Origin of the sequence: Pseudonocardia sp. T1-2H (assembly GCF_038039215.1) — a bacterium.
Taxonomy (GTDB): domain Bacteria; phylum Actinomycetota; class Actinomycetes; order Mycobacteriales; family Pseudonocardiaceae; genus Pseudonocardia.
Window position 1 is genome coordinate 3811391 of sequence record NZ_JBBPCL010000001.1, and the last position, 23338, is coordinate 3834728.

Annotated in this window: 25 protein-coding genes and 1 pseudogene; 6 read left to right on the forward strand and 20 right to left on the reverse strand. The window is 72.4% G+C overall.

The genetic code is table 11. The features are described from left to right. The first annotated feature begins 225 nt into the window (after nucleotides 1-225). The gene (locus WBK50_RS18805) at nucleotides 226-996 is read left to right on the forward strand and encodes an IclR family transcriptional regulator (protein ID WP_341336863.1); all 771 of its coding nucleotides are present in this window, start codon (nucleotides 226-228) and stop codon (nucleotides 994-996) included. Here WBK50_RS18805 and WBK50_RS18810 read toward each other — a convergent pair. Further along, on the reverse strand, nucleotides 981-2720 hold the full coding sequence (locus WBK50_RS18810) for a PHA/PHB synthase family protein (protein WP_341336864.1): 1740 nt from the start codon (nucleotides 2718-2720) through the stop codon (nucleotides 981-983). The two genes, WBK50_RS18805 and WBK50_RS18810, sit on opposite strands and share 16 nt — an antisense overlap. A 94-nt stretch (nucleotides 2721-2814) precedes the next feature. On the opposite strand from WBK50_RS18810, the gene WBK50_RS18815 reads away from it, so the two are divergent. From WBK50_RS18815 to WBK50_RS18830, 4 genes are all read left to right on the forward strand, one after another. Further along, nucleotides 2815-3789, forward strand: coding sequence for a magnesium transporter CorA family protein (locus tag WBK50_RS18815; protein WP_341336865.1), 975 nt, complete (start codon nucleotides 2815-2817; stop codon nucleotides 3787-3789). 171 nt (nucleotides 3790-3960) lie between these two features. Next, nucleotides 3961-5784: a sugar phosphate isomerase/epimerase and 4-hydroxyphenylpyruvate domain-containing protein gene (locus WBK50_RS18820; protein ID WP_341339438.1), complete on the forward strand. Its 1824-nt coding sequence runs from the start codon at nucleotides 3961-3963 to the stop codon at nucleotides 5782-5784. 61 nt (nucleotides 5785-5845) lie between these two features. After that, nucleotides 5846-6331, forward strand: a complete 486-nt coding sequence (locus WBK50_RS18825; RefSeq protein ID WP_341336866.1) for a DUF3043 domain-containing protein — start codon at nucleotides 5846-5848, stop codon at nucleotides 6329-6331. A 58-nt stretch (nucleotides 6332-6389) separates the two neighbouring features. Beyond that, nucleotides 6390-6542: a hypothetical protein gene (locus WBK50_RS18830; RefSeq protein ID WP_341336867.1), complete on the forward strand. Its 153-nt coding sequence runs from the start codon at nucleotides 6390-6392 to the stop codon at nucleotides 6540-6542. A gap of 10 nt (nucleotides 6543-6552) precedes the next feature. Here WBK50_RS18830 and WBK50_RS18835 read toward each other — a convergent pair whose 3' ends face one another. From WBK50_RS18835 to WBK50_RS18880, 10 genes are all read right to left on the reverse strand, one after another. Beyond that, a complete protein-coding gene (locus WBK50_RS18835) occupies nucleotides 6553-7590 on the reverse strand; it encodes a Gfo/Idh/MocA family protein (RefSeq protein ID WP_341336868.1) in 1038 nt (345 codons plus the stop codon). Beyond that, a complete protein-coding gene (locus tag WBK50_RS18840) occupies nucleotides 7587-7757 on the reverse strand; it encodes a hypothetical protein (RefSeq protein WP_341336869.1) in 171 nt (56 codons plus the stop codon). The genes WBK50_RS18835 and WBK50_RS18840 overlap by 4 nt, the downstream gene beginning before the upstream one ends. A 27-nt stretch (nucleotides 7758-7784) precedes the next feature. Then, a complete protein-coding gene (gene aroQ / locus WBK50_RS18845) occupies nucleotides 7785-8240 on the reverse strand; it encodes a type II 3-dehydroquinate dehydratase (RefSeq protein ID WP_341336870.1) in 456 nt (151 codons plus the stop codon). Between the two features lie 43 nt (nucleotides 8241-8283). After that, nucleotides 8284-9765, reverse strand: a complete 1482-nt coding sequence (locus WBK50_RS18850) for an MFS transporter (protein ID WP_341336871.1) — start codon at nucleotides 9763-9765, stop codon at nucleotides 8284-8286. Beyond that, nucleotides 9762-11186 carry an NAD(P)/FAD-dependent oxidoreductase gene (locus WBK50_RS18855; RefSeq protein WP_341336872.1) on the reverse strand — a complete coding sequence of 475 codons (1425 nt, stop codon included), beginning with the start codon at nucleotides 11184-11186 and terminating at the stop codon, nucleotides 9762-9764. Before WBK50_RS18855 ends, WBK50_RS18850 begins: the two co-directional genes overlap by 4 nt. Next, complete coding sequence (locus WBK50_RS18860) at nucleotides 11183-12223, reverse strand: MBL fold metallo-hydrolase (protein WP_341336873.1); 1041 nt, start codon at nucleotides 12221-12223, stop codon at nucleotides 11183-11185. The genes WBK50_RS18855 and WBK50_RS18860 overlap by 4 nt, the downstream gene beginning before the upstream one ends. 12 nt (nucleotides 12224-12235) lie before the next feature. Continuing rightward, nucleotides 12236-13069 carry a shikimate dehydrogenase family protein gene (locus WBK50_RS18865; RefSeq protein ID WP_341336874.1) on the reverse strand — a complete coding sequence of 278 codons (834 nt, stop codon included), beginning with the start codon at nucleotides 13067-13069 and terminating at the stop codon, nucleotides 12236-12238. 7 nt (nucleotides 13070-13076) lie between these two features. Continuing rightward, on the reverse strand, nucleotides 13077-13352 hold the full coding sequence (locus WBK50_RS18870) for a hypothetical protein (RefSeq protein WP_341336875.1): 276 nt from the start codon (nucleotides 13350-13352) through the stop codon (nucleotides 13077-13079). Next, nucleotides 13349-14068 carry a DODA-type extradiol aromatic ring-opening family dioxygenase gene (locus tag WBK50_RS18875; RefSeq protein ID WP_341336876.1) on the reverse strand — a complete coding sequence of 240 codons (720 nt, stop codon included), beginning with the start codon at nucleotides 14066-14068 and terminating at the stop codon, nucleotides 13349-13351. Before WBK50_RS18875 ends, WBK50_RS18870 begins: the two co-directional genes overlap by 4 nt. Before the next feature lie 133 nt (nucleotides 14069-14201). Continuing rightward, nucleotides 14202-14495, reverse strand: coding sequence for a hypothetical protein (locus tag WBK50_RS18880; RefSeq protein WP_341336877.1), 294 nt, complete (start codon nucleotides 14493-14495; stop codon nucleotides 14202-14204). A gap of 157 nt (nucleotides 14496-14652) precedes the next feature. On the opposite strand from WBK50_RS18880, the gene WBK50_RS18885 reads away from it, so the two are divergent. After that, on the forward strand, nucleotides 14653-15708 hold the full coding sequence (locus WBK50_RS18885; RefSeq protein ID WP_341336878.1) for an amidohydrolase family protein: 1056 nt from the start codon (nucleotides 14653-14655) through the stop codon (nucleotides 15706-15708). Between the two features lie 4 nt (nucleotides 15709-15712). Here WBK50_RS18885 and WBK50_RS18890 read toward each other — a convergent pair whose 3' ends face one another. From WBK50_RS18890 to WBK50_RS18925, 9 genes and pseudogenes are all read right to left on the reverse strand, one after another. Continuing rightward, complete coding sequence (locus WBK50_RS18890) at nucleotides 15713-16111, reverse strand: hypothetical protein (protein ID WP_341336879.1); 399 nt, start codon at nucleotides 16109-16111, stop codon at nucleotides 15713-15715. Nucleotide 16112: 1 nt separating this feature from the next. Beyond that, complete coding sequence (locus WBK50_RS18895; protein ID WP_341336880.1) at nucleotides 16113-16679, reverse strand: hypothetical protein; 567 nt, start codon at nucleotides 16677-16679, stop codon at nucleotides 16113-16115. Between the two features lie 25 nt (nucleotides 16680-16704). Beyond that, nucleotides 16705-16998, reverse strand: coding sequence for a hypothetical protein (locus WBK50_RS18900; RefSeq protein WP_341336881.1), 294 nt, complete (start codon nucleotides 16996-16998; stop codon nucleotides 16705-16707). A gap of 38 nt (nucleotides 16999-17036) precedes the next feature. Then, nucleotides 17037-17261, reverse strand: a pseudogene (locus WBK50_RS35195) (antibiotic biosynthesis monooxygenase); the annotation flags it as partial. A gap of 1 nt (nucleotide 17262) precedes the next feature. Then, the gene (locus tag WBK50_RS18905; protein WP_341336882.1) at nucleotides 17263-19083 is read right to left on the reverse strand and encodes a 2-oxo acid dehydrogenase subunit E2; all 1821 of its coding nucleotides are present in this window, start codon (nucleotides 19081-19083) and stop codon (nucleotides 17263-17265) included. Between the two features lie 19 nt (nucleotides 19084-19102). Next, nucleotides 19103-20503 (reverse strand): dihydrolipoyl dehydrogenase, encoded by a 1401-nt coding sequence (gene lpdA, locus WBK50_RS18910; protein ID WP_341336883.1) that lies wholly within the window; start codon nucleotides 20501-20503, stop codon nucleotides 19103-19105. Further along, nucleotides 20500-21486 carry an alpha-ketoacid dehydrogenase subunit beta gene (locus tag WBK50_RS18915; protein WP_341336884.1) on the reverse strand — a complete coding sequence of 329 codons (987 nt, stop codon included), beginning with the start codon at nucleotides 21484-21486 and terminating at the stop codon, nucleotides 20500-20502. Before WBK50_RS18915 ends, lpdA begins: the two co-directional genes overlap by 4 nt. Continuing rightward, on the reverse strand, nucleotides 21476-22495 hold the full coding sequence (locus tag WBK50_RS18920; RefSeq protein ID WP_341336885.1) for a thiamine pyrophosphate-dependent dehydrogenase E1 component subunit alpha: 1020 nt from the start codon (nucleotides 22493-22495) through the stop codon (nucleotides 21476-21478). Before WBK50_RS18920 ends, WBK50_RS18915 begins: the two co-directional genes overlap by 11 nt. 4 nt (nucleotides 22496-22499) lie before the next feature. Further along, nucleotides 22500-23333 carry an alpha/beta fold hydrolase gene (locus WBK50_RS18925; protein WP_341336886.1) on the reverse strand — a complete coding sequence of 278 codons (834 nt, stop codon included), beginning with the start codon at nucleotides 23331-23333 and terminating at the stop codon, nucleotides 22500-22502. Between the last annotated feature and the right edge of the window lie 5 nt (nucleotides 23334-23338).

A 23338-nucleotide genomic window follows, 5' to 3' on the forward strand; every position in this document is an offset into this window, starting at 1 on the left:
TGACGGACCCCAGTTTTCCCGGCCTAAACCCCAGTGGTCGACTCGTCCATTCGTGTTGCGGATCGTGTCCCCGTAATGACGCTCTGGTTCTTCGGCCATACGGTCGTGTTCGCTGAGCTGTGAGTCAGCTCACGTATTCGTACGGTACGGCCGCCGACGTCGGGGCCCGTGCGGATGACCGAGGAGGACGTAGTGGCCGGCAACTCCACCGAGTCGGGTAGATCCGTGACCAGCAAGATCACCTCGATCCTCATGACGTTCACCGAGGGGAGCGAGCACTCGTTGACCGAGATCGCCCGCCTCGCCGGGCTGCCGATCTCGACCGCCCACCGGCTCACCTCCGAGTTGGCGTCGTGGCGCCTCCTAGAGCGGACCGACGACGGGCTCTACCGCGCGGGCCTGCCGCTACGGATGATCGGGACGGGCGACGCGTGCCCGCCGAGCATCGCCGAACGCGCCCCCTGCGTGCTGGAGGACCTCTCGGCCGCCACGAAGAGCCGGGCCCGGCTCGGGGTGCTGAGCGAGCTCGAGGTGGCCTACATCGAGAAGCAGCCGGGCCACCGGCCCGTCACGGGCTTCTCCGCGGCGGCGACCCTGCCCGCCCACCCGACCGCGCTCGGCCGCGCGCTGCTGGCCTTCTCCCCGGCGAGCACCGTCGAGCTGACCATCATGCGCGGGCTCCGCCCCTACACCCCGCACACCGTCACCTCCCCCGAGCGGCTGCGCCGGGCGCTCGGGGTCACCCGGCTCACCCGGGTCGCGGTGACCCGGTTCGAGCTGGAGCCCACGACCTCCGCCGTGGCGATGCCCGTGTTCGGGCCCGGCGGGGACGTCGTCGCCGCGATCGAGCTGACCGTCCGGGACCTCGGCCGGGAGCTCCAGCCGGTGATGGCGGCGCTCGCGATCGCCTCGCGCAGCCTGTCCCGCGAGCTCGCCGGCGACGCGCGCACCGCCCGGGACGGCGACCCCGTCCGGAGCGATCAGGTCCTGACGTAGTCGCCCGGACCGGGGCCGAGCACCGGGTGCGCCGCGCTCCCCACGGCGGGCGGCCGGACCTGCGGCCCCGAGTGCTCCGCGGACCAGACGGCCCAGTCCTCCCACCACGACCCGCTCCGCCGGACGGCCTTGGCGTGCCATTCGGCGGCCGACGCGGGCGTGTCCTCGGCGACCATGTGCCAGGCCTTGGGGCCGGGCGGGCTGACGATCCCGGCGATGTGCCCGCCGCTGCCGAGGACGAAGCGCACCGGCCCGCTGACGAGTCCCACGGTCTTGTAGGCGGACTGCCAGGGCACGATGTGGTCGTTGACCGCACTCACCACGTACGTCGGGGACTTGACCACCCCCAGGTCGACGACGGTGCCGCCGATCTCCAGCGTCCCCGCGGCGAGCTTGTTCTGCACGTAGAAGTTCCGCAGGTAGAACGCGTGCATGGCGGCCGGCATGCGGGTGCTGTCGGCGTTCCAGGCCAGGATGTCGAAGGCGGGCGGGGACTGGCCCATGAGCCAGTTCGAGACCACGTAGTTGAAGATCAGGTCGTTCGCCCGCAGGATGTCGAACGTCCCGGCCATCGTCCGGCCCTCGAGGGTGCCCTCCCGCTTCATCTTCCGCTCGAGCTTGTCGACCGTCCGGGCGTCGGTGAACGCGCCGAGCGCACCCGGCTCGGAGTAGTCCAGCATCGTGTTGAGCAGCGTGAGCGCGCCGATCCGGTCGTCCCCGGCCTGGGTCAGGTAGGCGGCGGTGATCGCCGTCATCGCGCCGCCGAGGCAGAGCCCCACGATGTCGATCTTCTCGGTGCCGGTGATCTCCGTGATGACGTCCAGGGCGGTCTTCGGGCCGTGCACCAGGTAGTCGTCCATCGTGGTGCCCGACATGTCCTTCGTCGGGTTCTTGTAGCTGATCGCGAACACGGTCCGGCCGTGCTGCACCGCCCACTCGATGAAGCTGCGGTCGGGGGCGAGGTCCATGACGTAGTACTTGTTGATCCACGGCGGGCTGCACAGCAGCGGGGTGGCGTGCACCTGCTCGGTCTGCGGCTCGTACTGCAGCAGCTCCATCAGGTCGTTGCGGTAGACGACCTTCGCGGGCGTCACGGCGAGATTGCCGCCCACCTCGAAGCCGCTGGTGTCGACCTGGCGGGGCCGGCCGCCGTTGTGCCGCACGTCGTCCAGGAAGTTCCGGGCGCCCGCGACGAGGCTGGTCCCCGCGGTGTCGAAGGCCCGTTTGAGCACCGCCGGGTTCGCGGCGGCCAGGTTCGTCGGGGCGAGGGCGTCGAGCACCAGGTCCAGCGCCATCATCGCCTTGCGGGCGGTGTCCGGCTCCAGCTCCGCGGACCCGACGACGTCGCGGGAGAACCGGCATCCCGCCAGGTAGGCCTGGCGCAGGGCGAAGAAGGCCGGGTTGGTCGTCCAGGCGGGGTCGGCGAACCGCCGGTCCTTCGGGTTCACCTCGACCGGCGCCTCGGTGTCGCGGCCGAACCAGCGCGTCGCCGCGACCATCGGGATCCGGGTCAGGTCCGTGGCCAGCCGCAGCGCCGCCCGCGCCGGCGCCGCCGGGCTCCGCAGACCGGCCCCCACCGCGGCTCCCAGCGCCTGGCCGAATCCGGCGGCGTCCATGTCCTCGACGAGTGCGGACTCGGGCCCGAGCACGCTCGCGGCGCGCTCGGCGATCTGCCACGGGTTCCGCTGGTCGGCGCCCCGCGCAGGCTCCTGTTCCTGTGCCATCCGCCCATGGTGTCGCGTCCACGCCGCGCGTCCCGGACCATCCCGCTGGCTGGAACCCGACGTCCGGCGCCTCGCGGTACGGGAGCGTGGGCGCGTGGAGCTGCGGGTGGTGTCGGCGGACGGCGTGCGGGCGCACCCGGTCGACGACCTGCCCCGGCTGCTGTGCGGCCCCGACCTCGTCTGGCTCGACGTGCCGGCCTGGGACGACGACGCGGAACGGGTACTGGCGGAGCAGCTCGGCCTGCACCCCCGGGCGGTGCGGGACTGCGCGAGCCGCAACCCGGTGCCCAAGGTCCACCGCTACGCCGACCACGTCTTCGTCGTCCTGCACGCGCCCGAGCGCGGCGCCCGCGGCCACGTGCACTACGTGGAGCTCGACCAGTTCGTCGGCCCCGGCTACGTCGTGACGGTGCACGGCCCGACGAACCCGGAGGTGCCCCCGGCGTCCGCCCTCGTCGAGACCGACGCCGTCCTGCGCAGGCTGGAGTCCGGACGGCTGCGGCCGGGCTCGCCCGCGGAGCTGTCCTTCGCGATCGTCACGGCGCTGACCAACCGGCTGCGGGACTACCTGACCGCGCTCACCGAGGAGGTCTGGCGCCTCGAACGCACGGTCACCGGCGGGCACATGGGCGATCCCGAGCAGTTCCTGGAGGAGCTGTTCCAGGTGCGGCACGGGCTGCTCGCGGTCCGCACGATGGCCGCGCTCAGCCGGGAGGTCTACGGCCGGATGGCGACGCTGCAGGTCTTCGGCGACGGGAACGGGCTGCTCGTCGACGTCGAGGACCAGTTCCGCCGGATCGCCGCGATGGCGGACAGCCAGCGGGAGTACCTGCAGGGAGTGATCGAGTTCTACCAGACCCGCACGAACACCAAGATGACGATCGCGGCCGAGCGGCTGGCGGTCATCGCGGCGGTGACCCTGCCCGTCACCGCGATCTCGTCGGTGATGGGGATGAACGTGATCGTCTCCGTGGAGACGCACGCCGGCATCCTGGCCGTGCTGCTGACCGGGATGGCGGTCATGTCGGTCGCGCTGCTGGTCTGGGCGCGGCGCAAGGGCTGGTGGTGAGTCCCTCCGCTGGGCGGGAACCCCGTGCCCGAGCGCGGCGGCCGCGCGAGGCTGGTCGCACGCAGCCGAGCTTGGGGGTGGTCCGTGTCCGCTGAGTCCGCACTCGCGGGGCCCGAGGGGGCACGCCCGGGCGACGTGGCGCGCGCCGGGCTCCGCACCGCCGTCGCCACCGTGTGCCTGTCCGGCACCCTGGAGGACAAGCTCGCCGCGGCCGCGAAGGCCGGGTTCGACGGCGTCGAGATCTTCGAGCCGGACCTGGTCGCCTCGCCCTGGTCTCCCGCCGAGGTGCGCTCCCGCTGCGCCGACCTCGGCCTCGCGATCGAGCTCTACCAGCCGTTCCGGGACTTCGACGCCGTCCCGCCCGAGGTCCTGGCGACCAACCTGCGGCGGGCCGAGCGCAAGTTCGACGTCATGGAGCAGCTGGGCACGGACCTCGTGCTGGTCTGCTCGTCGGTCTCCCCCGACGCCGTCGACGACGACGACCTGGCCGCCGAACAGCTCCGGACGCTCGCCGAACGGGCCGCCGCGCGCGGGATGCGCGTGTCCTACGAGGCGCTGGCCTGGGGCCGGTTCGTCAACACCTTCGAGCGCTCGTGGGACATCGTCCGGAAGGCGGACCATCCCGCGCTCGGCCTGTGCCTCGACAGCTTCCACATCCTCTCCCGCGGGTCCGACCCCGCGGGGATCCGGGACGTCCCCGCCGACAAGCTGTTCTTCCTGCAGCTCGCCGACGCCCCCTACCTGTCCATGGACGTCCTGCAGTGGAGCCGCCACCACCGGCTCTTCCCCGGCCAGGGCGCCTTCGACCTGCCGGACTTCCTCACCCACGTGCTCGCCGCCGGCTACCGGGGGCCGCTGTCGCTGGAGGTGTTCAACGACGTCTTCCGGCAGGCCGATCCGCTGCGCGCCGCCGTCGACGCGCACCGGTCCCTGCTCGCCCTGCAGGAGGCCACCCGTGCCCACGCCCCGACCGCCGTGCTCGCGGACCCGGTGCTGCCCCCGATCCCCGTGCTGTCCGGGAACGCCTTCACCGAGATCGCGGTCGACGCGGACGCCGCTCCCGCGGTCGCGGACACGCTCGCCGCGCTGGGCCTCGGGCACGTCGCGCAGCACCGGAGCAAGCCCGTGCAGCTGTGGCGGCACGGGGCGGCGCGGATCCTGCTGAACACGTCCGCGGACCCGGGCGCGGCCGTGGCCGCGATCGGCGTCGAGACCGCGGACCCCGCCGGGTACGCCGCCCGGGCCGAGGCGCTGTTCGCGCCCCTGCTCCCCCGGGTGCACGGCGCGGGCGAGGCGGACCTCCCGGCCGTCGAGGCCGCGGACGGGACGGCGATCTTCTTCTGCCACAGCGGGAGCGAACCGTCGAGCTGGCTCTCCGACTTCGCGCCCACCGGCGAGGGGGATCCGGAGGGGACGATCACCCACGTCGACCACGTCGCCCTGACCCAGCCCTACGACCACTTCGACGAGGCCGCGCTCTTCTACCGCTCGGTGCTCGGCCTGCAGACCCAGCACAGCTCCGAGATCGCGGCGCCGTTCGGCCTGGTCCGGAACCGGACGGTCGCGGATCCGGCGCAGACGGTGCGGATCGGGCTGAGCGTGTCCGTCCTGCGCCGGGGCGAGGAGTGGGGCCCGCGGGTGAGCGATCCCCAGCACGTCGCGTTCGCCTCGACGGACGTCCTGGCCGCGGCCAGGGCCGTGCGGGCCGCGGGAGCAGCGCTCGTGGACGTCCCCGACAACTACTACGACGACCTCGACGCCCGGCTCGCCCCGCCGCCGGACCTGCTCGCGGACCTCCGCAAGACGGGCGTGCTGTTCGACCGCGACGCCCACGGCGAGTTCCTGCACTTCTACACCGCCGTGCTGGGCGGGCGGGTGTTCTTCGAGGTCGTCCAGCGGATCGGCGGGTACGCCGGCTACGGCGAGGCCAACTCGCCGGTCCGGATGGCGGCCCACAGACGGCAGCGCCTCCGTTCGGCGGGGAGCCCGCGATGAGCGGGCGGCGGCGGACCTCCCGAGCCGGCCGGCAGCGGCGCTCCTCCCCGGGGACGACCCGATGACGGGCCGGCGGCGGACGTCCCGGACCCGGAAGCCCGTTCGCACCGCGCGGCCGGTCCCGCCCGAACGCCCGCGGTCGCCGGGCCCGGCGAACACCGCGGCGGCCGCCGCGACGGCCGCCGGGCCGGTCGACGCGGACCTGCAGCCGCGGGACCGGGGCCCCGTCCGCGCCCTCGTCCGGGACCTCGTCGACGCCCGGCGCCGGCTGGTCGGGCTCTTCGCACCCGTGTTCGGCCTGGTCCTCATCACGACGTTCGGCCCGGCGTCCGACCTGCAGCACCAGCTGTGGCTGGGCGGCCTCGCGGCCCTCGCGGTGATCGCCGTCGACGCCCTGCTGCTCGGCCGGGCGGTCACCGCGGCGGCGCGTGCGGAGTTCCCGGACGCCCGGGTCAGCGCGCCCGCGACGACCTGGTACGCGTTCATGCGCGCCCACCGGCCGCGGAACACCCGCCGCCCCGCTCCCCGGGTCCGCCCGGGCTCCTGACCCGGCTCCCGTCCCTGGTGGACGGGCCGGCGTCGAGATCGCCGTCGACCGCGAGCGCATGACCCGCGAGATCGAAGCGACGGCACCGGGCTCCCCTGCGACAGTCGCCGCGCTCGGGGCCCTGCGTGCCGCCGAGATCGCCGACTCCGCCGTCCTCTGGCTGTCCTGGCGCCTGCGCCCGCGCACGATGGGGCTCGGCGGCCACGCCTAGGGAGAGACAGCTACACGTCGGTCGGCCGGCCGGTCTGCGCCGCCTGCAGGACCGCGTCCACCACTCGCAGCGTCGTGAGGCCGTCCCGGCCGCTGACGATCGGCTCGGCCTCGCCCCGGATGACCGCGGCGAAGTGCGCGACCTGGTTCGCCAGCGGGTCGCTGCGCTCCACCTCGACGACGGAGTCCTCGTACGGCTCGTACCAGCTGCGCTTCCCCGGGAACGTCCGCAACCGCATCGTCGGGATCGACAGCGAGCCGTCCGTCCCGGCGATGTGGTAGGCGTCCTCGTCTGGGTAGGTCGGGTAGTCCGTGTTCTCCTGCGACGTCTGTTCCCAGCTCCGGGCCGAGCCTGCGGTGTCCGACAGCAGGAAGGTGCCCAGCGCGCCGCCGGCGAAGGTGAAGATCATCGCGGCCGTGTCCTCGACCGGGAACCCGCGGGTCGCGTTCGACGTCACCGCCTGCACGCGGACGACGTCCCCGACGAGGGACTGCAGGTTGTTCACCTCGTGGATGAGGTTGAGCAGGATCGGCCCGCCGCCGGGCTCGCGGCGCCATCCGCCGCCGACGTCGAAGTAGTCGTCCGGTTTGTAGAACATCGCGGTCCCGGTGACGGCGACGATCCGGCCGAGCACCCCGCTCGCGACGATCTCGCGCGCCTTCCGCATGATCGGGCTGTGCTGCCGATGGTGGCCGGTCAGCACGGGCACCCCCGCCGCCACCCCGGCCTCGACGAGCCGGGTGGCCCCCTCGACGGAGTCCCCGACCGGTTTCTCGACGATCACCGGCACGCCCGCCGCGACACATTCCAGCCCGCCGTCGACGTGTAGCCGGTTCGGCGTCGCGAGGATGACCCCGTCCGGCCGGTCCGCGGCGAACATCTCCGTGAGCGAGCCGTACAGCGCGACGTCGTACTTGCTCGCCAGCTCGGGCCCCGCGGGCCCGGGATCGACGATCGACGCCAGCTCGGCGGACCTGCTCGCGTCGACCTCCTCGATGTGTCGCCGGCCGATCAGCCCGGCCCCCGCGACGGCGATCCGGACCGTCAACGGTGGTCCCTCCTGCTGCCCGTCGGCGCGGGCAGCAGGAAGGACGCCACCAGGCCGAGCGCCCCCAGCCCCGCGAGGAGCCAGCCGAGCGGCTGGGCCCCGGCGGAGCCGGACGCGTCGAACCAGAGCGCGAGGAGAAGACCCAGCACGAGGGTCCCCCCGCTCATGACCCGTTGGAGCATGACCTGCACGGCTCAGCCCTCCTGGGCCAGCTGCGCCAGGCCCTGCAGGGCCAGGACGTAGCCGAGGACGCCGAACCCGACGACGATGCCGCGGGCGACCGGGGAGATGAAGGAGTGGTGCCGCCACTCCTCGCGGGCGTGCACGTTGGAGATGTGCAGCTCGATCACCGGCAGGCTGGCGCCCTCGATCGCGTCGTGCAGCGCCGCCGAGGTGTGGGTGAAGGCGCCGGGGTTGAAGACGGCGCCGATCGACCGCCCCGCCTTCACCTCGGCCCCGAACTCGTGCACCCAGTCGACCAGCTGCCCCTCGTGGTTGGACTGGCGGAACTCGACCTCGAGGCCGAGCTTGCCGCCCTCCTCCCGGCACATCTCCTCGACGTCGGCCAGGGTGGTGCGGCCGTACACCTCGGGCTTGCGCGTGCCGAGCAGGTTGAGGTTGGGGCCGTTGAGCACCAGGACGGACGCCATCGGGTTCCCTTCGCGGGTCGTTCGGGCGGTCTCGCCGAGCAGGTCAGACCGAGGCCCGCAACCGGGTGTACTCGTCGGCGGGCACCGGGACCGCGTTCTTGTTGCCGAGGTCGTTGAGGTGCACCCGGAAGGTCTCCCGGGCGGTGAAGCACGCGATCGCCGCGATGATCGCCAGCCCGAACGTGATGCTCCCGACGGTCCAGACGACGTCGGTCTCGATCGCGTCGGCCGCCGCCCGGCAGGTCTCGCCGGAGGGCAGGACGACGTCCGGGGCGAACTTCTTGTCCACGACGCACGCGCTCGGCGTGGGTCCGACGAGGGCGGCGTAGATCGTCGGCAGGAACGCGGTGATCAGCGTGCCGATGTTCTGCGACACGGCGAACGCGGTCACCCGGGTCTTGGTCGGGAAGAGCTCCTGGTAGAACGCCGGGAACACGGCGTTGTAGCCCTGGTAGACGATGCCCCACATCAGGATCGCGAACAGGAACGCCATGGCGAAGTTCGCCTGGGCGACGTAGTACAGGTAGGCGTAGCCGAGCGCACCCGACCCGAGGCAGCCGACGATGAAGACCGGCCGGCGCCCGATCTTGTCCGACAGGTTGCCCACGAACGGGATCAGGAGCACGGCGACCACGTTGCCGGCCACCGAGATCCAGAGGTAGTTCGTGGACGTCAGCCCGACGCCGTAGCCCGCGTTGGTCGCGAAGGTGGCGCCGAAGACGGTCACCGCCGTCGGGATGGCGTTCATCAGGGCCATGCAGGCCACGCGCACCATGTCGATGCCGTTCTCCTTCACGGCCTGGACGATCGGGGCCGCCGGGATCTCCCCGTGCTCGGCCTCCTCCTGGAACGCCGGGGTCTCGTCGACCCGGCGCCGGATGACGTAGCCCGCCACGACGACCAGCGCGCTGAGCAGGAACGGGATCCGCCAGCCCCAGGTGGTGAACGCGTCGGTCGACATGACGGCGGACAGTGGGAGGAACACCGCGGCAGCGATGATCTGGCCGGCCTGCACGCCCTGCAGCGTGAAGCTGCCGAAGTAGCCGCGCCGTCCGAACGGCGCGTGCTCGAGGATCATCGCGCTCGCCCCGGAGATCTCCCCGCCGACCGCGAAACCCTGGATCAGCCGCAGCGCCACGAGCAGGATCGGCGCCCACACCCCGGCCACCGCGTAGGTGGGCAGCAGCGCGACGAGGAACGTCGAGGCGCCCATCAGCAGCATGCACAGCACCAGCACGTTCTTGCGACCGTGCGTGTCCCCCCAGTGCCCCAGCACGAAGGCGCCGATGGGGCGCGCGACGTAGCCGACGCCGAACGTCGCGAACGACGCCACGATGGCGACCTGCGGGTTGTTCGACGGGAAGAAGATGAGGGGGAAGACCAGTGCGGCTGCCTGGGCGTAGATGAAGAAGTCGTAGTACTCCAGCGCGCTGCCGATCCAGCCGCTCGCCGCGGCCTTCTTCGGCGTCTTGGCGTGCGCTGTCGGCTCTCCCGAGCCGGGCGGCTCGATGATCTGGTCGCTCACGTGCCCTCCTGACGGCGGAGCCCGGGATCGTGCTGCGGGCTGTGGGGGAAGTGCATCGCCTGCGGTTGGCGCAGGTCAACGGGCCGGGCGGCGGTTTCCGCTGGACGGCAGTCCTCGTCCGGCGGCGGTTCGGCGGCCTGCCGGAACGTGATGATGCGGTGGCCGCGGTTGTTCGAGAACGTGAGCGCGCGGGCCCAGGTGTAGAGCGTACCGAGGCGGTTGCCCCAGCCGATCAGGTAGAGGACGTGGATGAAGCCCCACATCGTGTAGCCGATCACCCCGGTGAACTTCATGCCGAACGCGTCCGCGACCGCCGAGCGGTGGCCGATCGTCGCCATGCTTCCCTTGTCGAAGTACTCGAAGGGCTCGACGCGCTCGTCGCCGGCCAGCCGGGCCTTGATCACCTTGCCGACGTACTTGCCCTCCTGCATCGCCGGCTGGGCGACGCCCGGGAGCTTGTTCAGCGACACCATGTCCCCGACGGCGAACACCTCCGGATGCCCGGGCAGCGTGCAGTCCGGGTTCACCGGGATCCGGCCGGCCCGGTCCGTCTCCAGCCCCGCGTGGGCGGCGAGCTGCGCCGCCAGCGGTGACGCCTGCACGCCCGCGGCCCAGATGCGGGTCCGGGTCCGGATGGTGTCCGCCCCGTCGGGTCCCTTCACCGTCACCGACGAGTCGTCCATGTCCGTCGCGAGGGTGTTCAGCTTGATCTCGACACCCATCTTCTCCAGCCGCTCGTGGGTGTAGCGCCGGAGCTTCTCGTCGAAGGGCCCGAGGACGGTCCCGGCGCCCTCCAGCAGCAGGATCCGGGCCTCGCGGGTGTCCACGGACCGGTAGTCCTGCGGCAGGACCTTGTGCGCCAGTTCGGCCACCTGCCCCACGAGCTCGACGCCGGTGGGCCCGGCCCCGATCACCACGAACGTGAGCCACTCGGCCCGTTCCTCCGGGTCGGTGCACAGCTCGGCCGTCTCGAAGGCGACGAGGATCCGGTCCCGCAGGTAGCGGGCGTCCTCGATGGTCTTCATACCGGGCGCGTACCGGGCGAACTCGTTCCGGCCGAAGTAGGAGTGCGTGGCGCCGCCGGCCACGACGAGGGTGTCGTACGGCAGCTCGACGGAGTGGTTGTCGGGGCCCTCCGCGCGGACGACCCTGTTCTCCAGATCGAGGTCGGTGACCTCGGCCAGCAACGCCCGCGCGTTCCGTTGCTTCTTGATCACGCTGCGCAGCGCCGGAGCGATCAGTCCGGGCGGCAGGATGCCGGCCGCCACCTGGTAGAGCAGCGGCTGGAAGAGATGGTGGTTGGCCCGGTCCACGACGGTCACGTCGACGTCGGCGTGGGCCAGGGAGCGGACCGCGTTCAGCCCGCCGAACCCGCCGCCGACCACGACTACCCGGTGCCGTTGCTGCTCGCTGGTGGTCATGGACCGGTCTCCTCGTGGTCGGCGGGGCGCCAGACGAAGACCCCGTCCGGGCGGCGGACGCGCTCCAGGACGCCTCGGGTCTCGTGGTGGGCGAGGTAGGCCAGGATCTCGGCCATCGCGAAGTGTCGCTGGGCGCCGGAGAGAGCCTGCCGGAACACCGTCCCGGTGATGTCGGTGACCGTGCGCGCCCGCTCCTCGACGAGTTCCCGGACCTGCGCCAGCCGGCGCCGCTTGTTCCCGGCGATGGACGCCGCGCGGCGGGCCCCGTCGCGGAAGGGCGGGCCGTGCCCGGGCAGGACGAGGTCCGGCGCCAGCGCCTCGACCCGCTCCAGCGAGTCCAGGTAGGCGCCCATGGGGTCCCGGGCGAAGCCGCGCTCGAACGTCACCGGCGGGGACACGACCTGCAGCAGGTGGTCCCCGGAGCACAGCACGCGATCGGCCGCGGACCAGAGGCAGACGTGCCCGTCGGAGTGGCCGGGCGTGTGCACGACCTCCCAGCTCCGGTCCCCCGCGGTGATCCGTTCCCCACCGGTGAGCATCCGGTCGGGCCGGCCGATCGACGGCATGACGGGCATCCAGTCCCGCAGCCCCTCGGAGCTCTCGGCGAGCTCGGGGCCGTAGAGGCCGTGGTCGGCGAGCATCAGCATCCGCTGGTCCACCGCCTCGTCGGGGTCGGAGTACTTGTCGAGGTCCAGCCGGGTGTCGCGGTGCATCCAGAGCTCGCCGCCGCTGCGCCGCACGACCTCGCCGGCCAGGCCGAAGTGGTCGATGTGGGCGTGGGTGACGACGAGCAGCGCGATGTCCTCCAACCCCCGGCCGCAGGCGGCGAGCGCCGCCTCGATCGCGGCCGTGCCGTCCGGGCCCGGGTCCCCGTCGGGGGTCGTGGCGGCCGCGATCCCGCAGTCCACCAGCACGTCACCGGCGCCGGCGGACCCGCGCAGCAGGTACGCCCCGACCGTCGGGACGCCGTGGATGCCGAGCGGCAGGGCGAGCCGGTGCACCCCCGGCGCCACCTCGGTGACGTCGGGGGCGCTCACGGCGTGCACCGCTCAGGCCTTGATCTGCGAGACCGCGCGGAGCTCCTCGGGCGTCGCCGTGCCGAACCCGAAGAACTCGAGGTAGGCCGGGATCATCTCGAACAGCATGTCCGAGCCGACCTGGATGGGGCAGCCCTTGGCCTGTGCGGCCGCGAGGAACGGCGTGATCGTCTGCTTCATCACGACCTCCCCGACGAAGGTCGTCGGGGCGATCCGGTCGACGTCGCACGGCAGCGGGTCGCCGTCGTTCATCCCGAGCGGCGTGGCGTTGACGACGAGGTCGTAGCCGTCCGGGTCCTTCGAGCCGACGGTGACGGTGATGCCCGGGTACTGGTCGGCGAGCCGGCCGGCGAGCGCCTCCGACGCGGAGGTGTTCGGGTCGAACAGGCCGATCTCGCCGACGCCGGCCCCCGCGAGCGACGCGGCGATCGGCGACCCCACCCCGCCGTTCCCCACGACGAGCACCCGCTTCCCGGCGAGGGCGAACCCCTTGCGTTCCACGCCGCGGACGAAACCGGCGCCGTCGAACTGGTCGCCGAGCAGCGTGCCGTCCTCCCGGCGCAGGACCGCGTTCGCCGCCCCGGCCACCACCGCGACCGGGCTCAGCTCGTCGACCAGCTCGCAGGTGACCACCTTGTGCGGCATCGTCACCAGCGCGCCGCGGATGTTCGTCAGGGCGAACAGCCGGGGCAGCGTCTCGCGGTAGTCCTCCGCCTTCACCCCCATCGGCACCACCACGGCGTCGATGTCGTTCTTCTCGAACCACGGGTTGTAGATGAGCGGCGCTTTGAACGCGAACGTGGGATAGCCGATGTGGGCGATCAGGGTCGTGGTTCCGCTGATCACGGGCGACTCACTTCTTCATCTGGTCGCGCATGACCCCGAACACGACTTCGGAGGTCTCACGGACGAAGTTGGCGTGCGTGCTGGCCAGCGTTTCCGCCCAGTCCGCGCCGGTGCCCTTCGCCGCCTGCTCCTCGAGGTCCAGCATGTTCTTCAGGACGCGCTCGTAGCCCTCCAACCAGGCCAGCCCGTTGGACTTCGCCTGCTCGACGACCCGCTCGCTGAGCTCGCGGACCCGCTGGGTGGCCGCCTCGACCTGGTCACTGACGTCCGATGTGCTGGTCATGCCGGCTCCTCCTCGTTCTGCGTGGTTGCTGCCTGGGTTCCGATGGTCTCCCAGTGTGCGACGCCCATGCCCGTGATCCACGGGTGGACGGGCTCGTAGGCGAGCGTCGTCGACGTCAGCGGCGCCACCGCCCCCGCGACCGCGAGCCAGCTGCGCATCTCGTGGTTCCCGTTGCCCGCCAGCTCGATCTCGCTGTCCGGCATGTCGAGGATCTGCTCGACCTCGCCGCGCTCCAGCCGTTCGAGGAACCACCGGTCGTGGTCCTCGACGATGTCGCCGACCCGGGGGTTGCCGATGAAGTGCGACAGGCCGCCGGCCCCGATCACCGCGACGCGCTGCAGCCCGGTGTAGGAGCGGATCGCGTCCCCGAGCTGCTTGCCGAACTCGTAGGCGCGGCGCACCGGCATGAGCGGCGGGACCGCGCAGTTCTGCACGATCGGCACGAGCGGCAGCTTCATCTCGTTGTCCAGCTCGTAGTAGACGGTCATGATCCCGTGGTCGAGCTCGAGCTGGTGGGAGAACGCGGGATCGAAGCCGTGGTCGAGGGTGTAGCGCGCGATGTGGTTCGCCAGGCCCTCGTGGCCGGGGATCCACACCTTGTCGATCGGCAGCCACTCCTCCGTCGGGCCCCAGTTCTTCTCCCCACCCCGATGCAGATCTGCGGGAAGTTCTCCAGGAAGAAGTTCGTGAAGTGCTCGTTGGAGAGGACGACGCACGCCTGCACGCCGCGCTCGAGCGCCTGGTCCCTCAGGTACTCCAGGGCCCCGAAGAAGTTCTTCCGCTGCGCCTCCGGCGCCGCCATCCTCGCCGAGGACATCATCGGCGCGTGCGAGGCGCAGTACGCCAGGACTATCTCTGCCACCGGCCCCTCCTCTCCTCCGTCTCCCCGAACGGCTCGAGGATCTTGCGGTAGTCGTCGCGCGCGAAGCCGGCGGCGCGGCAGAACCGGTTGAGCAGGACCTCGTGCAGGCCGAGCTGGTAGAGCCCGGCGACGTCGCGGTCCACGAACGCCTTGCGCTCGTCGACGCTGAGCTCGTAGGCGGTGTCGTCGAAGTTCAGCCGGCCGTCGACGTCGGTGCCGCTGTTCACCTCACCGGCGCGGACCCAGTCGTACACGCATCGATGCAGCTGATAGAGACTCATCGCTCTCCTCCTGATGGCTCCGACCGCAGATTCGCACGCGCGCCCGGCTCCCCACACCGCTCCGTGCCCGTCTTCCGACCAGTGAGAGGACGTGGTGGCCCCGCGGCCCGGCGGCGACAGTGGGTCGGCCCGACTTCGGGGACGAGGGGGATCACGGATGGGGCTCAACGGTTCACAGCAGGCACCGGCCGCGGCGGTCACGGCCCCGGCGGCCGGTGCGATCGACGTCCACGCGCACGCCATGCCGCTGCCGCTGCTCGAGCGCCTCGCCGTGCGCGGCCTGGCGGACCTGACCGGGGTGTCGGACGGCGTCGTGCGGCTGGATCCGCGGGTGAGCGGGGTCGGGCCGCGGGCACCGCTGCCGCTGGCCCGGTCCCAGTACGACGTCGACGTCCGGCTCTCGGAGATGGACGCGGTCGGGGTGGAACGGCACGCGGTGTCGTTGCCGCCCTTCCTCTTCTGCTCCACGGCGGACGAGCGGCGCTTCGCCGCCGACATCGTGGCGCAGGGCAACGACGAGCTCGCCGCGTACGTCGCGGACGCCCCGGACCGGCTGCTGGGCCTGGGCTCGGTCCCGCTGGGCTGGCCGGAGGCCGCCGGCGAGGCCCGCCGGGCGCTGGACGACCTCGGCCTCGCCGGCATCGCGATCGGCAGCCGCGGCGGCGGCCGGGACCTCGACGACCCCGTCAACGACGACCTCTGGGCGCTGCTGTCCGAGCGCCGCACCTTCGTGTTCCTGCACCCCAGCGGCGTCCCGGACCCGCACCGGCAGGCCGACTTCTGGCTCCCGCAGCTCGTCGGGTACCCCATGGAGACCGCGCTCTCGGTGGCCCGCCTGGTCTTCGGCCGGGTCCTCGAACGGTTCCCGCTGAACCTGTGCCTCGCGCACGGCGGCGGCTGCCTACCGGCGCTGCGCGGGCGCCTGGACATGGGTTGGGAGCGCAAGGACGTCGCCCGCACGACCCGGGTGAAGCCGAGCGAGTTCACCGACCGGCTCTACTACGACACCGCGGTGTTCGACCCCACGCTGCTGCGGCGCCTCGTGGAGGACGTCGGCGCGGGGCACGTGCTGCTCGGGACGGACCATCCCTTCGAGCTCGGGGACCGGGCGCCCCTGGACACGGTGCGCGGCCTCGGCCTGGACCGGGCGTCGACGCGGGCGATCCTGTGGGACAACGCGGCCGGGCTGCTGGGGTTGCACGTCGCGCCCTGACGGGTCAGGGCCGCTCCGGTGGGCGCCACATGCTGGCGGCCGCACCCTCGACGTCCGCCCAGGTCTTCGCCCAGTCGTGCAGCGGCCGCAGGCTCGCCTCGAGCGCCGCGAGCTGCTCGTCGAACGCAGAGAGCTGGGTGCACAGCGCCTGCACCTGGGCACGGCGGGCACCCAGGTCCGCGAGGACGCTCTGCAACTGGTGGGCCGAGGCGGTCGCGGGGGGCAGCGGCATCGCCGACGCCGCGCCGGGCACAGCGGCCGCCGGCGGCTTCGGCATCCCCGGCAGCCCTGGCATCCCCGGCCAGCCCGTCATCATCCGGTCGGCCGCGTCCCGCAGCTGCTGGGCGAACGCGGTGACCGGGTTCTCCGGGCCGGTCCTGTCCCGTTGCTCGTCGTCTGCCATGTCATCCCTCCACGGACATCAGGCCCAGGATCTCCACGCGCCAGTCGGCGTAGGAGTCACCGGCGTACCCGTCGGCCCGGTGGCCGCTGGCCCGCCGCCGCCCCGACGCCGTCTGCGCGATCTCCTCTGCGGACGTACCCGACTCGAGCACGCTCACCCGCAGCCCCTCGGGTCCGTCGGCCCGCGAGGCGTGGCCCAGGATCCGGACGAGCGCCGCGCGGGCCGCGACGTCGTCGTCGGTCGAGACCTCGGGCGGCAGCAGCCCCAGGACGAACGTGAGGCGCGCGTCCGGGGTCAGGCACGGCAGCGCGGCGGACACCGCCGGGAAGCGGGCCAGCACGCCGTCGGCGAAGAAGTGGTGGACGCGCTGCACGACGCTGCCGCCCTGGACCTCGAAGCTCGCGGGCAGCTGGACGTAGCCGTCGAACGCGCCCGGCCCGGCCTCGTCGCAGGCCTTCGAGACGTCCGCGAGGTCGTCGACCTCCACGACGGTCGCGCCGTTCTCCCGTAGCGCGGCGGCCACGTCCGACACGAGCTCGGCGATGCCGGAGACCAGGAAGTGGGGCATAAGTGTTCCCTTCGTCGGTACAGGGTCAGATCCTGCGATCGGGGGCGTAGAGCCAGCTCTGCAGCAGCCGGGCCGCGCGCGGCATGACCAGCCAGGTCATCAGCGCCGTCACCGGGACCGACACGGCGGCGATCCGCACCGGCAGTGCCCAGTGCGCCACCGACCCGCCGTAGGCCAGCGCGAGCAGCACGTTCAGCAGGTAGATGCCCGCCGCGGAGACGACGAACATCTTCCAGCGGGGCGGCGCCGGAGCGGTCCGCCCGGGCAGGGCGAACCACGTCTCGAGACCGCTGATCCGGTGGACGTCCGTGGAGTGCACGAGCTCCTCCCCGCGTCGAGCACCGAGCGGCGTTCCGGCGAGGACTCCCATCCGGCGAGGTGCGCGGCGCTGTCGAACCGGAAGACGACGTGCCAGGGCTCGCCGACGTGCCCGGGCCGCAGCATCCCGGCGCCGAGGTAGCCGGGGAAGGTGGACGCGGTGGCGGTCAGCCCCGCGCTCCACTCCTCGAAGTCCGCCTCGCGGCCGGGGGCGACCCTGCGCGCGACCGTCACGGTGACGGGCTCGGCACCGGTTGCGGGCACCTCAGCCGACCTCCGCCTCCCAGTCGCGCTGCTCCAGCGAGTCCCGGATGTGCATGAGGAACAGCGAGGCCGTCGAACCGTCGAACGCCCGGTGGTCGTAGACCAGCCCGATGATCCCGGTCGGGTGGATGGCGATCATGTCCCCGACCGCCACCGGACGCCGCTTGACACCGTCCGTGCAGAGGATGCCGGTGTTGGGCTGGTTGATGATCGGGGCGGACGCCCAGCTCGCGAACGGGCCGGGGTTGGTGATCGTGAACGTCGACCCGGTCATGTCCGCCATACCCAGCTTCTTGCTCCGGGCCGCCGCGGCCATCGAGGTGATGCCCTTGGCGATCCCCCGCATGTTCAGCCCGTCGGCGTCCTTGAGCACCGGGACGACGAGGCCCTGCTGGTCCAGGTCCACCGCGATGCCGAGGTTGACGTACGGGTGCAGGGTCATCGTCTTCGCCTCGATGTCGATCGAAGAGTTGACGGTGGGGTACGCGCGGAGCGCGTCGACGACGGCCCGGGAGATGAAGGGCAGGTAGCTCAGCGACGAGCCCGTCTCGGACTTGAACCGGTCCTTGTGCTTCCTGCGGACCTGCTCGACGTTGTCGAAGTCCACCTCGACCGACGTCCAGACGGACGCGGTGGCGGTCTGGGACGCCTTCATCCCCGCGGCGACGGCGAGGCGCATCCGGGAGAGCTGGACGATCTCGTCGCGGGGGTCGGTGGGCGCGGCGGGCGTGGTGGCGGCAGCGGGTTTCGGCGCCGCCGGGGCAGGTGCGGCTGCGGCCGGTGCTGCTGCGGCCGGTGCTGCTGCGGCCGGGGCTGCTGCGGCCGCGGCGACCGGGGCCGCCGCCGGGGCGGGCGACGCCGCGGGTGCGGCCGCTCGGACTCCGCCCGCCGCCACCGCCTGTTCGACGTCCTCGCGCCGGATCCGGCCGCCCGCTCCCGTCCCGCTGATCGCGGCGGGATCCAGGCCCGCCTCGGCCACCAGCCGTCTGACCAGCGGGGACAGCAGGCGACCGTTCCCGTCGGCCCGCAGCGGCGCGCCGCCGGCCGGTGCGGCGGCGGGCGTGCCGCCGCTGGGGAGGCCGCCCGGAGCGGTCGGCGCACCGACCGCGGCGGGAGCGGACCCGCTGACCGCGCCGTTGCCGCCGGAGCCGGGCGTCCCGCCGGGCTCGCCGATCCGGGCCAGCACCGTCCCCACGGGGACCGTGTCACCGGGCGGAACCAGGACCTCCAGCAGCACCCCGTCGTACGGGCTCGGGATCTCGGAGTCGACCTTGTCCGTGGAGACCTCGAACAGCGGGTCGTCGAAGGCGACGCGGTCCCCGACCTGCTTGAGCCAGTTCCCGATCGTGCCCTCGGTGACGGTCTCGCCGAGCTTGGGCATCGTGATGTCGTGGACCTCGCCCGTCGGCGTGCCGACGCCGGGATCCTCCCCGGCCATGCCCTCGGAGCCCCCCATCGAGGGCGACGCCGGGTTGCTCAGCGAGGGGCCGCCCGCCGCCGCGGTCGCCGGGGTCGCCGCGGCGGGGGCGTCGACCCCGGCGCGCCCGGCCTGCCCCGAACCTGACGACACCGCGTAGCCTGCCGGCCCGATGCGCACCAGCGGCGTCCCCACCGGCACCGTCTCCCCCGAGCCCACCAGCACCTCGACGATCACGCCGTCGTAGGGGCTGGGGATCTCGGAGTCGACCTTGTCCGTGGAGACCTCGAACAGCGGGTCGTCGAACGCGACCTCGTCCCCGGCCGCCTTGAACCAGTTGGTGATCTCGCCCTCGGTGACCGTCTCGCCCAGCTTGGGCATGGTCACGACCCACTCGTCGCTCATGTCTTCGGTGCCCTCCGGGTCAGCCGTGCAGGGAACGGCCGGAGAAAGTGATCATGGTTTCGCCGATCGCCTCGGCGAGGCTCGGATGCGCGTGGACCAGCCGGCCGACGTCGGACGGCAGGGCCTCCCAGTTCACGGCCAGGTACCCCTCGTGCAGGAGCTCGCTGGCCCACGGGCCCACCAGGTGGAAGCCGAGGATCGGCCCGCCGCGGGCGGCGACGACCTTCACCAGGCCGTCCGTCTCGCCGAGGATCATGGCCCGGCCGTTGCCCGCCATCGCGTGCTTGTGCACCTCGACGTCGCGCCCCGCGGCCCGCGCCTCGGCCTCGGTCATGCCCGTCCAGGCCACCTCGGGATGGGTGTAGACGACCCAGGGCACCTTGGCGTAGTCGACGGGCGGCGGGTTCTCCCCGAGGATGTGGTCGACCGCGACCATCGCCTCGGCGTACGCCACGTGTGCGAGCCCGGGCGTGCCGACGCAGTCCCCGATCGCGTAGACACCCGGCCGCGACGTCTGCATCGTGGCCGTGTCCACCTCGACGAACCCGCGCTGGTCGATCCGCACGCCGGCCTCGGCCGCGCCGATGTCCTCGGTCACCGGGCGGCGCCCGATCGACACCAGGACCTGGTCGACCTCGATCTTGTCCGAGCCGCGTGGGGTCTCGAAGGGCACCACCACGCCGTTCGACGTCTGCTCCAGCGTCCCGACCCGGGTCTCGGCGTGGATCGTGGTGCCGCGCTTCTTGAGCGAGCGGGCGAGCACGTCCGCGACGTCCCGGTCCGGGCCGATCGGCAGCACGCCGTGCGGCAGCGCCTCCAGCAGCGTCGTGTCGACCTTCAGATCCGTGTAGACGGAGGCGAACTCGGCGCCGATCACACCGCCGCCGATCACGGCGACCCGTTCGGGCAGCCGGTCGGCCTCGCTGTTGGTGCTCTGGTCCGAGGTGACGACGCGGACGCCGTCGACCTCCATGCCCGGGATCGCCCGGGGCGCGGACCCGGCGCAGACGATCACGGCCCGGCCCCGCAGGTTCTGGCCGTCGACCGCCACCGCGCCGTCGGCCGTGAGCCGTCCCCAGCCGTTCACCACGGTCACCTTGCGCCGCTTGAGCAGCCCGGACAGTCCCTTGTGGAGCTGGTTCACGATGCCGGCCTTGCGCGAGTTCGCCGCCGGCCAGTCCGGCTCCGGCTCCACCCCCTCCGGCAGCCGGACCCCGTGCGCGCCCGCGTGGGAGACCGTGCGGAACACCTCCGCGGCGTGCAGCAGCGCCTTGGCCGGGATGCAGCCCCGGTGCAGGCAGGTGCCGCCGACCTTCTCCTTCTCGACGAGGGCGACGGTCAGCCCGGCGGAGGCGGCGTACAGCGCGGAGGCGTACCCGCCGGGCCCGCCGCCGAGCACCACGACGTCGAAGTCGCTCATGCCCGCGCCACCTTCCGCAGCGTCTCCGCGATCTGGGCGGGCTGCGGGATCACCGCGTCCTCCAGTGGCGGGCTCGTCGGCGTCGGGGTGTTGAGCGCCGCGATCCGGACGACCGGCTGGTCCAGGTGCCAGAAGGCCTCCTCCTGGATGGTCGCCGCGATCTCCGCGCCGTACCCCAGCCGCTTCGCCGCCTCGTGCAGCACGACCGCCCGGGACGTCTTCTTCACCGAGTTCACGATCGTCTCGACGTCCAGCGGGACGAGCGTCCGGACGTCGACGACCTCGACCGAGATCCCGTCCTTGTCCAGCTCCTCGGCGACCTCCAGGCCCTGGTGCACGCCCGCCGAGTAGGTCACGAGCGTGACGTCGCGGCCCTCCCGGACGACCTTCGCGACACCCAGCGGGATCGGGTCCAGCGAGATCGGGCCCTTCGCCTTGAGCCGCCGGTAGAGGTACTTGTTCTCCAGGTAGAGCGTCGGGTTGTTGTCCCGGATGGAGCTGACCAACAGGCCTGCGGCGTCCTCCGGCATCCCCGGCATCACGATCTTCAGGCCCGGGACGTGGGCGAAGTAGCTCTCCACGCTCTGGCTGTGCGTCGGCCCGGCGCGCAGCCGGCCGCCGAACGGCGCCCGCATGGTGACGGGCATCGGGTCCCCGGTGCGCCAGTGGTGGCGGGCCAGGACGTTGACGATCGGGTCGAAGGCGCAGGAGATGAAGTCCGCGAACTGGAACTCCACCACCGGGCGCAGCCCGACGAGTGCGGCTCCCGCGGCGAGCCCGGTGAAGCCGGTCTCGGCGATCGGGGTGTCCACGACGCGGCGCGGCCCGAACTTGTCCAGGAAGCCCTTGGTCACCTTGAAGGCGCCGCCGAACTGGCCGACGTCCTCGCCGATGATGAAGACGTCCGGGTCCCGGTCCATCTCCGCGTCGAGCGCGAGCCCCACCGCCTCCAGGTAGGTGGCGGTACCGGAATCAGTCGGCATAGACACCGTCCTCGATGTCGCGCGGGTCGGGCATGGGGTCCGCGAGCGCCTTGCGGCGGGCGGCGATGGCGTACTGCCGCGCGTCCTCCCGGACCTGCTTGGCGGCGTCGACGTCCAGGACGCCGGCCTCGATCAGCACGTTCTCGAAGAGCTCCACCGGGTCCTTCTTCGAGTACTCCTCGTAGAGCTCCTTGAGGACGTAGTCCGCCGGGTCGTGCTCGGCGTGGCCGTGCATGCGCATCGTGACGCCCTCGATCAGGGACGGCCCCTCGCCCGCCCTAGCCCGGGCGACGGCCTCGGCGGTCGCGTCGTGCACGGCCAGCGCGTCGGTGCCGTCGACCTTGACCCCGGGCATGCCGTACGCCGCGGCCTTGGCCGCGAAGCTCTCCGACGCCGAGGTGAGCCGCAGCGGGGTCGAGTAGGCGTACTGGTTGTTCTCGACGAAGAAGATGTTCGGCAGCTTCTGCACCGACGCGAGCGTGAGGGACTCGTGGAAGTCCGCCCTCGACGTCGAGCCGTCGCCGCAGAACGCCAGGCACACCCGGTCCTCGCCCCGGTACTTCGCGGCGAACGCCATCCCGGTCGCGACGGGGAAGTTGGCGGGGATGTGGCTGGGCAGGTTGTAGATGTTGAGGTCGAGCCGCCCGTAGTGCAGGGTCCCGTCCCGGCCGCCGGTGGGCGAGGTGGCCTTGCCCATGAAGCTGGCCATGACCTGCCACGGCTCCATGCCTCGCCACAGGTGCGCGCCGAGGTCCCGGTGGATCGGGGCGAGGTAGTCGTCGGGGCGCAGCGCGGAGGCCGCGCCGACGCTGATCGCCTCGTGCCAGTGTCCGGTGTAGAGGGAGCCGAGCAGGTCGCCGCCCTTGTACATCGCCACCATCCGGTCCTCGACCGCACGGGTCAGGACCATGAACTTGTGGATCCGGCGCAGCAGGTCCGGATCGCGGTCGCCCACCGCCGTGGCGGCGGGCTTGCGCCGGGACCGGGTGCCGGTCGTCCGCGTCGCCATGCGCTCAGTCGCCCTTGAAGAAGTCGCGCACGAGGCGGTTGAAGTCGTCGGTCCGCTCGATCATCGACCAGTGCCCGCAGTGCGAGAACACCCCGAGATCGGCGTTGTCCAGCAGCTCCTCGAGCCTGTAGGAGTTGGACAGCGGGATGACCTGGTCCTCCCGGCCGTGCAGGACGAGGGCCCGGTGCGGGAGCGCGCTGATCTCCTTCTCCGGCGTCGTCATCGCCTCGACCCAGCGCTGGCGGGGCTCGGGGAACATCGACGAGAAGGACTCCTGGAAGCCCGGCTGGGTCGCGCCCTCGTAGCGGACCTGCGCCAGCTCGGCGCCCGTGAGCTCCTTGTCGTAGGCGAAGTAGCCCATCACGCTGCGCATGCCCTCGAGCGTGCCGTCGTAGCCCCACACCGCGTCGAGGCCCTCGGTGATCGGGAAGTCGACGCCCATGCTGCCCATCAGGACGAGCTTGTCCACCCGGTCGGGATGCTGGGTGGCCAGCCGCAGCGCGATGGCGCCGCCGAAGCTGTTGCCGATCATGTGGGCGCGTTCGATGCCCAGCGCGTCCATGACGCCGAGGGTCTGGTCGGCCCACGTCTGCACGGAGTAGTCCGGGTTCTCGGGGCGTTCCGAGTAGCCGAACCCGACCATGTCCGGTGCGACGCAGTGGAAGTCCTCACCCAGCACCGGCAGGACGAGCCGCCAGTTCGCGTAGGACGTCACGCCCGGGCCGGACCCGTGGACCAGCACGACGTGCTCGTCTCCCGAGCCGGACTCGAGGTAGTTCGTCCGGATCCCGTTGGCCTCGACGTCCTTGCCGATCGCCGGGTTCTCCGTCGTCGTCATGCGGG

What these genes read in the sequence shown, in the direction of transcription:
- WBK50_RS18810 (WP_341336864.1), bottom strand. Translation starts at nt 2,720, where the DNA reads ATGGCACAGGAACAGGAGCCTGCGCGGGGCGCCGACCAGCGGAACCCG.
- WBK50_RS18825 (WP_341336866.1), top strand. Translation starts at nt 5,846, where the DNA reads ATGACGGGCCGGCGGCGGACGTCCCGGACCCGGAAGCCCGTTCGCACC.
- WBK50_RS18830 (WP_341336867.1), top strand. Translation starts at nt 6,390, where the DNA reads ATGACCCGCGAGATCGAAGCGACGGCACCGGGCTCCCCTGCGACAGTC.
- WBK50_RS18840 (WP_341336869.1), bottom strand. Translation starts at nt 7,757, where the DNA reads ATGAGCGGGGGGACCCTCGTGCTGGGTCTTCTCCTCGCGCTCTGGTTC.
- aroQ (WP_341336870.1), bottom strand. Translation starts at nt 8,240, where the DNA reads ATGGCGTCCGTCCTGGTGCTCAACGGCCCCAACCTCAACCTGCTCGGC.
- WBK50_RS18855 (WP_341336872.1), bottom strand. Translation starts at nt 11,186, where the DNA reads ATGACCACCAGCGAGCAGCAACGGCACCGGGTAGTCGTGGTCGGCGGC.
- WBK50_RS18870 (WP_341336875.1), bottom strand. Translation starts at nt 13,352, where the DNA reads ATGACCAGCACATCGGACGTCAGTGACCAGGTCGAGGCGGCCACCCAG.
- WBK50_RS18880 (WP_341336877.1), bottom strand. Translation starts at nt 14,495, where the DNA reads ATGAGTCTCTATCAGCTGCATCGATGCGTGTACGACTGGGTCCGCGCC.
- WBK50_RS18885 (WP_341336878.1), top strand. Translation starts at nt 14,653, where the DNA reads ATGGGGCTCAACGGTTCACAGCAGGCACCGGCCGCGGCGGTCACGGCC.
- WBK50_RS18890 (WP_341336879.1), bottom strand. Translation starts at nt 16,111, where the DNA reads ATGGCAGACGACGAGCAACGGGACAGGACCGGCCCGGAGAACCCGGTC.
- WBK50_RS18895 (WP_341336880.1), bottom strand. Translation starts at nt 16,679, where the DNA reads ATGCCCCACTTCCTGGTCTCCGGCATCGCCGAGCTCGTGTCGGACGTG.
- WBK50_RS18905 (WP_341336882.1), bottom strand. Translation starts at nt 19,083, where the DNA reads ATGAGCGACGAGTGGGTCGTGACCATGCCCAAGCTGGGCGAGACGGTC.
- lpdA (WP_341336883.1), bottom strand. Translation starts at nt 20,503, where the DNA reads ATGAGCGACTTCGACGTCGTGGTGCTCGGCGGCGGGCCCGGCGGGTAC.
- WBK50_RS18915 (WP_341336884.1), bottom strand. Translation starts at nt 21,486, where the DNA reads ATGCCGACTGATTCCGGTACCGCCACCTACCTGGAGGCGGTGGGGCTC.
- WBK50_RS18920 (WP_341336885.1), bottom strand. Translation starts at nt 22,495, where the DNA reads ATGGCGACGCGGACGACCGGCACCCGGTCCCGGCGCAAGCCCGCCGCC.
- WBK50_RS18925 (WP_341336886.1), bottom strand. Translation starts at nt 23,333, where the DNA reads ATGACGACGACGGAGAACCCGGCGATCGGCAAGGACGTCGAGGCCAAC.